The sequence below is a fragment of the Paenibacillus sp. 1A_MP2 genome (genome assembly GCF_052244825.1).
Taxonomy (GTDB): domain Bacteria; phylum Bacillota; class Bacilli; order Paenibacillales; family Paenibacillaceae; genus Paenibacillus; species Paenibacillus vandeheii.
This window is the reverse complement of sequence record NZ_JBQQCS010000001.1, coordinates 4,050,199-4,062,627: the sequence shown is the minus strand read 5'-3', so window position 1 is coordinate 4,062,627 and position 12,429 is coordinate 4,050,199. Positions and strand designations below refer to the sequence as shown.

Genomic DNA, 12,429 nt, shown 5'->3' with positions numbered 1-12,429 from the left:
ATATCTCAAATATTATGAATGAATTGGTGATGTGATCAAAATGAGTACAAACGATCGAATTCCGTTGTATCAACAAATCCAGGACTATATCAGACATGTCATAACATCAGAAAATATGAAACCCGGTGATCGCATACCGACAGAGAAGGAACTGATGGATCAGTTTCAGGTCAGTAAAATTACGGTTGCCAATGCGCTGACCGGATTAGCAAATGAAAAATTAATTGCGCGTGTGCCGGGGAAAGGCAGTTTTGTTGCAGAAGAAGCCGATAGTGCTTCTGTGACATCAACGCAAGCTGCCACGATGAAGGGCAGAGAAGGGATACTTTCTAGTGGAATGGTTGGCATCATTATGCCCTCAATTCATGATTATTTTGCCATTAGACTCGTTGAGGGAATTGAGCAAGCACTGCGCGAGGAAGGATATCGCAGCATGATCATGTTTACCCATGGCAAGCTGGATAAAGAGAAAGATGTCATCAAGGAGATGAAGGCACTTGGGGCAGAGGGTCTGTTAATCTTTCCTGTAGATGAGGAGAACTACAACGAGGAGATCCTCGGTATGAAGCTCTCGGGTTTTCCTTTTGTACTGATGGATCGCTATTTGCCAGGGGTGGAGACGCATTATATTGCGGCAGATGGTAGGCGGGGCACGCGACTAGCCGTGGAGCATCTGTGGGAGCTTGGACACCGGGATATCGCCATTTGCTCGGATTCTCCCTGCAGACGGTCACGGTTCAGGAGCGGATTGAAGGTTATATTGAGGCTTTAAAAGGCAAAGGGGCTTTAATCAATCCTGCGCATATGATTACGGATTTCCAACCGCTAAGCGAACTGAAGGATGCGGAGGCGCACCCCTTGTACCGATATATCCAAAACCGAATGGTCACGGCATATGTTTCGCTTAACGGTAGACTGGGTGTACAAATCTATCAAATGGCCAAGCAAGCAGGGCTTAGGGTGCCTGAAGATGTATCGATTGTAAGCTTCGATGACCCAACATCCATCGTGGAGGAATTCAGCATATTTACCCATGTGAAGCAGTTTGAGCGCAATATGGGGTATCAGGCAGCTGTTAAGTTACTTGAAGTATTGCGCGGTCATGGGGAAGTGAAAAGCTACAGCAAAATTCTGATTGAACCCGAACTGGTCATACGTCAAACCACCGGAACGGTTCCTCAAGCCTGAATTTCACAAAAAGAAAACCTTTTCCGTCAGAAACGGGAAAGGTTTTTTTATGTTTATATAAAAAACATATTGAATATATTCATATCATATATTATAGTCTAGAAAATGATGGATAGTCATACATTGCAACCCAAATGAAATACGAGCAGGGGAGGCTAAGAATGTGGCACGAGATCGAAAGGAAGAGCGTACCGGATTTCAAGAAGCCGCTCCTTATCATGCCAACTATGATTTGCAGACTGACTTTGTAATGGTTTATGGGATTGACGAGTCGATGCAGGAACGTATTCAGAAGTGGAAAGAAAAAGGGTATATCGTTCATCTGATGACAGGAGTTGCGTGGGGAACTACAACAACTATCTTGATGGCGAGATCGATGGCGCAACGCATTGGGATGAAGCTCAAACGGACCGTCAGGGGACATGATTCTTCACGGGGACAAACCGGTCATTCCATACATGGTGCCTACCATTTCCTTTGGCTATTACATAGCGGAGCGAATACGTATCGCTGTTGACGCCGGTGTAGAGGCTATCCATCTGGAGGAGCCCGAATTCTGGGTGAACGGAGGATATTCGGAAGCTTTTAAACGGGAATGGCAGTTGTATTACAAAGAACCCTGGATTCCGCCCCATGCTTCGCCAGACGCACAATTTCGAGCATCCAAATTAAAAGCGTATTTATATACACGCGTCCTGGACCGATTATGTGCCGAGATGAAGGACTACGCGTTAAAACGTTATAGTCGTGTTCTTCGCTTTTATGTTCCGACCCATAGTCTGATTAATTACACACAGTGGCGAATTGTCAGCCCACAATCTCAGCTTTTAGAGCTGCCTTCCATCGATGGATACATTGCACAGATCTGGACCGGGACATCCCAAACCCCTAATGTGTATGAAGGCAAGCGTAAAGAACGTACATTTGAAACCGCTTACCTTGAATATGGCGTAATGCAAGAACTGGTTCGTGGTACGGACAGACGGATGTGGTTCCTGCATGATCCGATCGAAGATAACCCGAATTATTCCTGGGCCGATTACCGACAGAACTATTTAAAGACTGTGGTTGCCTCACTCTTGCATCCCGGGGTGGCCCATTATGAAGTCTCACCTTGGCCTCGACGAATCTTTCAAGGTACTTACCCATCCGAGGATGGCACTGGCAAGGAACAAATTCCGTCAGACTATACCACAACTTTACTTCAAGTCATGCACACCCTTGGTAACATGGATCAGGATGTGGTTGAAACAGCCGAGGAACCATTACAAGTGGGCGTTTTCATTGCAGACTCGGCGATGTATCAACGAATGAAGTCAGATCCCAATGTCCTCCACGCCGGTAAATACGATGGAACAGACCCTGAAGGATTTCAGGAGGATGGCGATACCGAACTGCTCGATTTCTCTCCTTTTATGGACTTACACTGCCTTTATTGAAACACGGGATTCCCGTGAGACCCCTTCAACTGGATAATGTAAGGCGGTATCCGGGTTACTTGGCAAGTTATCGTGTGCTCATACTAAGCTATGAATTCATCAAACCGGAATATCCGGACATTCACTATGCCCTTGCACAGTGGGTGCAGGATGGCGGAGCGTTAATCTACGTTGGCGACGACAGTGATCCGTATCACAATATTCGTGCATGGTGGAACCCTGACCGCAAGGAAGGGCAGTCAGATCCGGCGCATAACTCTCCTCGAGCACATTTGTTTGAGCAGCTAGGTCTGAAAGATAAGAGGGAAGGGATCAATAAGGTTGGAAAAGGGATCGTTTGCTGGCTGAATGAACATCCGGCTGACTTCACTTTATCCAAGGCAGGGGCTGATCGGTTGCGCCAATCCGTCAAAGAAACGATGGAGACCCTCCACGGACCAGAACTAGAGTGGAAATCGAAGCCATATTTCAAAATTAGACGAGGTCCTTATCTAATCGTATCGATTCTGGATGAGTCGGTCAGCGAAGAGCAGGTGGACATTTCAGGTCTGATGGTGGATTTGTTTGATTCACAGCTCTCCGTTCTGAGTCAAGTGGCTCTAAAACCGGGAGAGCAAGCCCTGCTTTACGATATTGAAGCAGGCCGTCCAACAGATGGAGAAGTATCTGTTATTGCTGCTTCCTCCCGAATAGAAGGTCTGTCACTGTCTGCCGCAGGTTTTCGATTCATTGCGAGAGGTCCTGCCAATATGAAGGCAACGGCAAGGCTGTACTGCAGGGCCAGACCCTTATCTGCCCAGTATGTTGTTCAAGAGCGGACGGCACCCGCTGTGTGGGAATGGGACCCGGATTCAAAGACCGTTCTTCTTCAGTACGAACATGGTGATGAGAACAACGCAGAGGTTTCTGTCCGCTGGACTTCCTGATTTTATATAACCTGATTGATGTAACAGAGAGGAGTACACTAGCATGCCATACGAACCGATAAGGCCTGAACGGTTAAAACAGATGTTAAACAAACTTCGGGAAGCCATATATGAGCCGATTGCCGAGTTGGAAGTGACGGCATGGGTTACCCCAGAGCCCGTATCATACGAGGAACGGATGTCCGGTACAAAAGTGACTCTTACGCAAGGAGAACAATGGGGGGATTTATGGGACTGTGCCTGGTTCCGCTTTGCGGGCCGTCTACGGGCAGGCGAACGACATCAGAATGCAGTCCTCTTGCTGGATGTCAGCGGTGAGCTGTGTCTGGTTGACCATGAAGGCTCACCGATCCAGGGATTAACTACCATTAACTCTGAGTTTGATTTTTCACTAGGTCTGCCTGGTAAACGAGTCGTGCAGCTCCAGGAGATGTCTGTGAATGGGCAGGAAGTTGAAGTGTGGGCAGATGCAGGCAATAACGATCTGTTCGGCAAGTATCGCGGTGGAACATTGAAAGAGGCCGTCATCGCCTACTGCAGGGAAGATATTCGGGATCTCTATTATGATACCGAGGTGCTTTTGGAAACGGCAGAGCAGCTCCATGAAGGTTCCGCTCGTAAGGAGAAAATTTTTCAAACGCTATATGACATTTCTTTGAAGTTGACAGAATTCTCCGAAGATTATGTCCAGCAAACGAAGAAACGACTGAATGAACAGCTGAGCATGCAGGGAGGCGATCCGGTCTTAACCCTAAGCGCTGTCGGTCATGCCCATATTGATTTGGCCTGGTTATGGCCGATCCGTGAAACGATCCGGAAAGGAGCTAGAACGTTCTCCACAGTGCTCCGCATGATGGAGCGTTATCCCGATTATGTGTTCGGAGCAAGCCAACCGCAGCTGTACGATTGGATGAAGCAGCATTATCCCAAGCTGTATGATCAGATCAAGGAACGAGTACGTGAAGGTAGATGGGAACCGCAGGGGGCCATGTGGGTGGAGTCGGATACCAATGTGCCTGGTGGTGAATCACTCGTACGCCAGATTCTGTATGGCAAGCGTTATTTTCAACAGGAATTCGGTCTGGAAATGAAATCACTCTGGATGCCTGATGTATTCGGCTATTCGGCAAGTTTGCCTCAGTTGTTAAAGAAATCAGGTGTGGATTATATGATGACCCAGAAGCTGTCCTGGAGCGAGTACAACCGACATCCCCATCATTCCTTTCTGTGGGAGGGGATTGATGGTTCAGCGGTATTAACACATATGCCGCCTGAGGATACCTACAATAGTCCGGCAGCTCCGCGTTCGATCGTCAAAGCTGAGCGGGAATACCTGGACAAAAATGTATCCAGCCATGCACTGATGCTCTTTGGTATAGGAGATGGGGGCGGTGGGCCAGGTGAGGAACATTTGGAGCGGCTGAAACGGGAGAAGAACCTGCTTGGCTTGTCTCCTGTTATACAGGAACCTTCGTGGAAATTTTTTGAACGACTTAATGAAGAGCGTGAGCGATTCCAGACGTGGCGCGGGGAGCTTTACCTAGAAAAACATCAAGGAACGTTGACCAGTCAAGCCCGAAGCAAACGATATAACCGAAAGATGGAGAAGGCGCTGCGCGAATTGGAGTTCGCCTCTGTACTGGTGACTGCCCAGATAGGTAAGTCTTATCCGTCCGAGACATTGGAAACGATATGGAAGGAAGTCCTCCTGTATCAGTTCCATGATATCCTTCCCGGGTCTTCAATCAAGAGAGTGTACGATGAGTCACTCCTAAGATACGAAGAACTTTTGGAGCAGACTGAAAATATGATCAATGCAACCTACAGTCATTTGGCAGACCAGATCTCTTCAAATGTCGATTCCTTACCCAACTCCTCCGTGGTGATATTCAATTCATTGCCTTGGGAACGTCAGGAGTGGCTTCACACGAATGGAAGCTGGCGCCAAATTCAGGTGCCGTCCATGGGATATACCGTGATATCTAATCATGTGGGCCAGGATGCTATGGATGAAATTGCATCCTCCACTGAGGTGGTCCCGGGAATGCGGGATTCGGGATTTCAGGTTTCTGCTAATGAGCGTGTCGTGGAGAATGACACCTTCATCGTAAGGTTTGATCGGAACGGAGCTATCATCTCCATCCGGGACAAGGCAGAAGCTCGAGAAGTCATTCCGCAAGGCTATCCGGGAAATGCACTTCGTGTGTATCACGACGAGGGAGATGCTTGGGATTTCAGTCATGACTATTCAGCGCATACGGGTATGCCATTAACGCTTCATGACATTCACGAGCTTCGTGATGGTCCCAAAGTTGGGTTGATTTTCGAGTATAACTATGGAGAATCCGCTCTGGTCCAGACTGTCGTTCTGACAGAAGGAAGCAGACGCATTGATTTTGAGACGACTGTCGATTGGAGAGAGCATGGGAAAATGCTCCGTACTTCATTCCCGCTGAATATCCGTACAGACCAGGTTCACTGTGAGATCCAATTTGGCAGTTTGACCAGACCGACCCATCGGAATACCATGTGGGACTTCGCCAAGGATGAGATATGCGCTCATCAGTGGATTGACTTATCGGAGCCGGATTATGGAGTCGCACTGCTGAATGATTGTAAATATGGTCATCGAGCCATCGATAATGTGCTTGATCTGAATTTGCTGCGCAGCAGCTCATACCCAGACCCCGAAGCAGATCATGCGGAGCATAAGTTCACCTACTCGTTATATCCGCATCAAGGCAATCATGTTCAGGCTGAGGTCTATCGAAGAGGTAATGAACTGAACATCCCGCTTCGAACGCTTTCCTTATCATCTGGATCTGCGAAGCAGAACGGTAAGCTCCCGTATTCCAAAGCATTTCTTCAACCAGATCATCCGCACATCATGGTGGAATCGGTCAAAAAAGCCGAAGAGGGTGACGACATCATCGTCCGTCTATTTGAAACTTCAGGAACCCATGCCTCCACAGCATTACAACTTGGATTTCAGGTAGCAGATGCTTGGACGACGGATCTTATGGAAAATATGATTTCAACCGTTCCAATTGAAGAAGCATCCGAGATCGCTCTGTCCTTCACACCATTTGAAATCATTACGATAAGACTGAAGTTAAGCCAGGTATAGCTGGGGCGATTCTCCGTCCCTTATAAGAAAGGAGAGGTGGGAATGTGATCAAGACACGAGAGAGCAACAATCGATTGATGAAGCGAATCTGGCAGCATAAGCTCTTTTATTTGTTCATGCTGCCCGGCATCGTCTGGTTTTTCCTGTTTTCTTACGTGCCGCTATATGGAATCCAGGTTGCTTTCAGGGATTACAACTTCATTGGTGGTTTCACGGGAAGTCCTTGGGCTGGCCTAAAGTACTTCGAACAGTTCTTCAATTATTACCAATCCGGTGACATCATCCGTAATACGATCATTATCAGTCTCATGAAACTGCTGATTGGTTTTCCGATGCCGATTATTCTTGCACTCCTGTTAAATGAAGTCCGAATGATCAAATTCAAAAAGACGGTTCAGACCCTTTCCTACTTGCCTTATTTCGTATCCTGGATCGTTGTGGTCACTCTGATGCAACGGCTTCTAACGCCGTATGGGGGTCCAGTCAACGACTTATTGGGGTCATTTGGAGCGGAGTCGATCCAGTTCCTGAACAATCCAACGTGGTTCTATCAGATGATCGTTGGTTCGGACATCTGGAAGAATATCGGTTGGAATTCCATCATTTTTATGGCTGCTATTGCGGGTATTGATCAGCAGCTTTACGAAGCTGCCAAAATGGATGGTGCAGGACGCTTCAGGCAGATGTGGCACATATCGCTTCCGGGTATCCGCAATGTGGCCATCATATTATTCATACTCGCCGTGGGCAGTCTGATGAGCGCGGGATATGAACAACTGCTTCTCCTGAATGGACCGGCGACCGCAAGTCTGGGCAGTGTACTGGACGTACACGCCATTAACTCCGGTATCCGGGAAGGGCGTCTCAGTTACGCTGCAGCTGTCGGACTATTCCAAAGTGTTATCGCACTCATTCTGGTTGTAACCGTCAATCGCATCGCCCGCAAAGTCAGTGATGTATCCCTGTTCTAAGGAGGTGACCTTATGGAACGAAAATGGTCCTTATTCTCGGTGCTTAACTATACCTTTCTTGCTTTAGTTGGATTCTCCATGATCTACCCGTTTATTTACATTTTGGCTTATTCACTGAATGACGGTAAGGACTCGATGCAAGGGGCAATTTATTTTCTTCCTCGCCAATTCACATTGGATAACTATGCCCAGGTATTCGATAACGCACGAATCTGGAAGGCATATCAAATTACGATTATGCGCACCGTGCTCGGTACTTTCCTCCACGTTGTGCTGTGTACACTCATGGCCTATGCACTTTCCAAAAAATCATTGCCTGGTCGCTCCTTTTTACCTTTTACATCTTTTGCCCACGATTTTCAGTGCGGGATTCATACCGTTCTTCATTACACTCCAAAAGCTGCATCTGATCAATAGCTTCTGGGTGTACGTTCTGCCTATGCTATTCAACTTCATGCACATCATCATTATTCGAACGTTTCTGCAAGGCATACCGGAAGAGCTGGAGGAATCCGCCGAATTGACGGGTATGGTGATTTTCAAATTTTTATACGAATCATTCTGCCTCTCTCCGGACCGGTACTGGCAACCATCTCGCTCTTTATTGGGGTTGCCCACTGGAATGACTGGTTCTCAGGCGCTTATTACGTATCCAACAAAGATTTGATCCCGGTGCAGACTCTATTGCAAGAAATGCTGACCGAAGCAGAGGCGCTATCCAATTCGATGCAGCGTGCAGCACAGCAGGGTGGGCAGACCGTTGGTGGTGTCGGCGGAGCTGGAGCAACCCCTGAGTCCCTTCGCATGGCTTTGCTGGTCATTACGGTTTTCCCGATCTTATGTATATATCCGTTTCTGCAACGATATTTCGTGAAGGGGGTTATGATCGGTTCGGTTAAAGGGTAGATCATCTTGGCCTGAAATTGCTAGAGCTTGACCAGATCATATATTCAAGGAGGCGATTGGTTTGAACAGCATTTGGTCAAAAGGTGTATCCATGTTGCTCGTGTCCATCATGGTTGGAGGTTTGCTGAGCGGCTGTACGAGTTCATCCGGGAACGGGGAAGGAACAGAAGGGGAGAACGGTACTAAACTCAAAATATTGCATAATTGGAATGGCTCGGGCGGATCGGATAATGGAATGACACCTGTGGAGGAAGTGATCAAAGAGAAAACGGGTGTTACCTTGGAGTGGGAATATACAAAAGGCAGCGAGACGGAGAAAGTAAACCAGATCTTCGCTACACAAGATTTGCCGGATATCTACACCGGGCCTGCATGGGGAGGTGAGCTGGACGGAATCATCAAGGCTGCCAAAGAAGGGCAGCTGGTTGATATATCCGATAAATTGGGAGATTATCCGAACCTGGCCAAATCCATTGCGAAAGAGAATGTACCGCCAGCACTCTATGAAAAAGCAATAGATGCGTATGACGGTAAGAAATATTTACTCTTACAAAATCAGCCTGCGACGAACGAAGATGGCATGGATTGGTTGTATGGCTTCTATGTTCGCAAAGACATTGCCGAGAAAGTCGGCGTTGATCCACAGTCTGTCGTGACCAAGGAAGACTTCTATAACTTCCTCCAAAAAATTAAAGATGCCAATCTGAAGGAGAGCGGTCAGCCCGTTTTTCCGCTGGGCGGCTTCAGTAACGGATGGTCCGTGGGTATCGGCAACACGATGTTCTATTCGGGCGCAGGCTATGTAGACAAAGGTGACGGAACGGTAGAGCATAACTTTTTCACCAAAGGTTATGAAGAATACACGCTGTTCTATCGTAAACTGGTTGAAGAAGGGCTGATGGACCCCGAAGCCTTTACTCAGACCGATCCCATCGCCAAGGAAAAAATCAATCAAGGACGCATTGCTATCCTTGCTGCACATTACCCGGCCATTTTGGACGCCTCCAAAGAATATGTTACTTCCCATCCTGGAAGCGATTACATCCCGATCGGACCGTTGGAACGGGCAGATGTTGATCCGAGTCGGCCTGTCGATCTTGGCATTCAAGGAAACAACGTAACGGCTATCACCAGTAGCTGCAAGGGTGCGTGTGTAGATGCAGCACTCAAGTTCCTCGATTACATGGCATCTGACGAAGGCTTCATGCTGGCCCGGTACGGAGTTCAAGGGGTTCATTGGGATATGAAGGACGGCAAACCTGTACCGAACCAGGAATGGTTCGACAAGTTTACAGCAGATCAATCCGGTAAAGTTCGCAAGAGTGTGGGCATCAGCATCGGACTGGAATCGATCACGGGTTTAGATCGCATCAACTCGGCAGCAGGCGGAGACATCTGGGCAGATCAGGATCGGCTCGATGCCATGGAAAATGCCCGGAAAATCCTGCGTCCCAATGGTATTCACGTAATAACAGCCTATAACCCGGGCGATGTGATTACCAAGTCACCGGAATGGGAAATGCTGAAGCCTTCCATGGACCGGATGGGAGATGCCTGGAAGGAAGCCATTTTCGCAAAATCAGATGAAGCGGCCCTTAGCATTATCAACGATCTCAGGGATCAGCTTCGGAAGACCGGATACGATCAAGCGATGCAGTTCACCAATGAGAACCTGAAAGGAAAAGATATCGTAACTGTTCAAATGCCGAACTAATGCCGAAGGGGCAGGTTACCGATTAGCACGGGAGTCACATAGGCTTTGCAGCGCCTTGGTCAACAAGTCGAGCAAAGCCTATCCCTTTTGAATCAGGAGCACCGTTTATGTTGGAAAAAATGAATTGAAGGAGATGTAACCAATGACGACGTTTAGACCACCATCGGTTCCGTTGATCACGGTAGACCCTTATTTTAGCGTATGGTCTGCTGCCGATCACCTCTATGATGATACCACTCGGCACTGGACGAACCATCCGCAGGGCATGGTCGGCATGATTGCCATTGACGGCAAAATCAGAAGGTTTATGGGAAAAATAGGTATTCGTGAAGATGCAGCCGTTGACGAGCCGGATGCGCTCATGCAGACGAATCTTACCGTTGAGCCTGTAACTACCCGTTACACCTTTGAAGGAGAAGGCATCGAGCTGGAGGTTCATTTTACCACGCCACTATTGCTCGATGATCTGGAGTTGTTATCCAGACCTGTGACCTATGTTACGTTCCATGTTAGAGCGATAGACGGTCAGGGCCATCACGTGAAAATCTATTTTGATGTGACAGGTGAATGGTGTGTACATTCCCCTGATCAGCAGGTTACCTGGGCATCTCATGTAATCAATGAGCAGTTGCATGCATTGTCCATGGGAACAGTGGAACAGCCTGTATTAAAACGTGCCGGCGATGATACGAGAATAGACTGGGGACATATGTATCTGGTGGTTCAGCAGACTTCTCAAAGTCATTCGGTCATTCATTCGGTATCCAGCCGTGAACAGTATGCCCGAACGGGTCGTTTGAAGACAGAAGATGACTCTCGTAAGCCGCGGTCCATCACTGGCGATATGCCTGTTATGGCAACCGAAATGGATATGGGATCTATCCATGAAGAGTCAGCCACACGCTATCTGATGCTCGCCTATGATGATATTCATGCGATTGAATATTTTCACAAACCGCTGAATGCGTATTGGAAGAAAGATGGTGTGACATTCCATGCAATGCTGGCAAAAGCAGCGGAGCAATATGAAGAGATTGTACAGCGGTGCAATCGCTTTAATCAGGAGCTTTTAGCGGAAAGTCAGGCCGCAGGCGGGAACCAATATAGAGACATCCTGGCACTGACCTATCGGCAAGCGATTGCTGCACATAAATTGGTTGCTGACGAAGCGGGAGAAGTATTATTTTTCTCCAAAGAGAATTTCAGTAACGGCTGCATCGCTACGGTGGATGTGAGCTACCCGTCGATTCCGTTGTTCCTGAGGTATAATCCCGAATTGGTCAAAGGAATGATGCGCCCAATCTATAGGTATGCGGAGAGCACGGATTGGACATTTGATTTTGCTCCGCATGACGTCGGAACTTATCCTCAAGCCAATGGTCAGGTTTACGGAGAGAACAAGCTTGAATATCAGATGCCTATCGAGGAATGTGGCAATATGCTCCTGATGGCAGCAGCGGTATGCAAATATGAGCAGCAGGTGGAATTTGCACGTGAGCATTGGGGGCTTCTGACCACATGGGCTTCGTATTTGCTGCAGCATGGTCTGGACCCGGACAATCAGCTGTGCACCGACGACTTTGCTGGACATCTTGCGCACAATGCGAACCTGTCGATTAAAGCGATTTTGGGTATTGCCGCTTATGCCTACATGAGCGCCGAACTTGGTTTGCCCGATGGTGTCGTTTACCGTGAAGCAGCAGAGAAAATGGCAGATGAGTGGGAATCCATGGCAAATGCAGAAGATCACTACAAGCTGACTTTTGACAGCTCGAATGAATCGTGGAGCATGAAATACAATCTGGTATGGGACCGTCTGCTCGACTTCAATCTTTTTCCGAAAGAAGTAGCTGCCAAAGAGTTGGCATATTATCAGCTAAAACAGAATCGATACGGCATACCGCTGGATAGCCGTGAGACGTATACCAAGTCCGATTGGCTCGTATGGTGTGCCTCCATGAGTGAAACGCAAGCCCAGTTTGGGCAGATGATCTCACCACTTTGGGATTTTATGAATGAGACATCGAGCCGTGTGCCCGTAACGGACTGGTATGATACCATCACTGGAAAGCAGTTGAATTTCCAAAATCGTTCGGTCGTGGGTGGATTTTTCATTCCTTTACTAACCACAGCATCTGCATCAAAATCATGATGAGAT

Annotated in this window: 9 protein-coding genes and 1 pseudogene; all 10 read left to right on the top strand. The window is 47.8% G+C overall.

Annotated features, from left to right (window positions below):
* Positions 1 to 40: 40 nt before the first annotated feature.
* The 10 genes and pseudogenes from ACTWJ7_RS19940 to ACTWJ7_RS19895 all read left to right on the top strand — a co-directional run bounded on the left by ACTWJ7_RS19940 (position 41) and on the right by ACTWJ7_RS19895 (position 12,423).
* Positions 41 to 1,188: pseudogene (locus tag ACTWJ7_RS19940) on the top strand (GntR family transcriptional regulator).
* 163 nt (positions 1,189 to 1,351) lie between these two features.
* Positions 1,352 to 1,705 carry a hypothetical protein gene (locus ACTWJ7_RS19935; protein ID WP_443145810.1) on the top strand — a complete coding sequence of 118 codons (354 nt, stop codon included), beginning with the start codon at positions 1,352 to 1,354 and terminating at the stop codon, positions 1,703 to 1,705.
* Entirely contained in the window at positions 1,611 to 2,627 is a 1,017-nt protein-coding gene (locus tag ACTWJ7_RS19930) for a hypothetical protein (protein ID WP_443145809.1), read from the top strand. The genes ACTWJ7_RS19935 and ACTWJ7_RS19930 overlap by 95 nt, the downstream gene beginning before the upstream one ends.
* 59 nt (positions 2,628 to 2,686) lie before the next feature.
* A complete protein-coding gene (locus tag ACTWJ7_RS19925; protein WP_443145808.1) occupies positions 2,687 to 3,553 on the top strand; it encodes a hypothetical protein in 867 nt (288 codons plus the stop codon).
* Between the two features lie 43 nt (positions 3,554 to 3,596).
* Positions 3,597 to 6,680, top strand: a complete 3,084-nt coding sequence (locus ACTWJ7_RS19920) for an alpha-mannosidase (protein WP_301878672.1) — start codon at positions 3,597 to 3,599, stop codon at positions 6,678 to 6,680.
* A gap of 44 nt (positions 6,681 to 6,724) precedes the next feature.
* Positions 6,725 to 7,651 (top strand): ABC transporter permease, encoded by a 927-nt coding sequence (locus ACTWJ7_RS19915; RefSeq protein ID WP_024631735.1) that lies wholly within the window; start codon positions 6,725 to 6,727, stop codon positions 7,649 to 7,651.
* Between the two features lie 12 nt (positions 7,652 to 7,663).
* On the top strand, positions 7,664 to 8,068 hold the full coding sequence (locus ACTWJ7_RS19910; protein ID WP_443145807.1) for a hypothetical protein: 405 nt from the start codon (positions 7,664 to 7,666) through the stop codon (positions 8,066 to 8,068).
* Between the two features lie 255 nt (positions 8,069 to 8,323).
* Positions 8,324 to 8,557 carry a hypothetical protein gene (locus tag ACTWJ7_RS19905; protein ID WP_443145806.1) on the top strand — a complete coding sequence of 78 codons (234 nt, stop codon included), beginning with the start codon at positions 8,324 to 8,326 and terminating at the stop codon, positions 8,555 to 8,557.
* Between the two features lie 61 nt (positions 8,558 to 8,618).
* On the top strand, positions 8,619 to 10,271 hold the full coding sequence (locus ACTWJ7_RS19900; RefSeq protein ID WP_301878671.1) for an extracellular solute-binding protein: 1,653 nt from the start codon (positions 8,619 to 8,621) through the stop codon (positions 10,269 to 10,271).
* Between the two features lie 142 nt (positions 10,272 to 10,413).
* Positions 10,414 to 12,423, top strand: a complete 2,010-nt coding sequence (locus ACTWJ7_RS19895) for a glutaminase family protein (RefSeq protein WP_301878670.1) — start codon at positions 10,414 to 10,416, stop codon at positions 12,421 to 12,423.
* Positions 12,424 to 12,429: the final 6 nt, after the last annotated feature.

Excerpts from the sequence above, each read along its gene's own strand:
- ACTWJ7_RS19930 (WP_443145809.1), top strand. The coding sequence starts at position 1,611 with ATGATTCTTCACGGGGACAAACCGGTCATTCCATACATGGTGCCTACC.
- ACTWJ7_RS19920 (WP_301878672.1), top strand. The coding sequence starts at position 3,597 with ATGCCATACGAACCGATAAGGCCTGAACGGTTAAAACAGATGTTAAAC.
- ACTWJ7_RS19910 (WP_443145807.1), top strand. The coding sequence starts at position 7,664 with ATGGAACGAAAATGGTCCTTATTCTCGGTGCTTAACTATACCTTTCTT.
- ACTWJ7_RS19895 (WP_301878670.1), top strand. The coding sequence starts at position 10,414 with ATGACGACGTTTAGACCACCATCGGTTCCGTTGATCACGGTAGACCCT.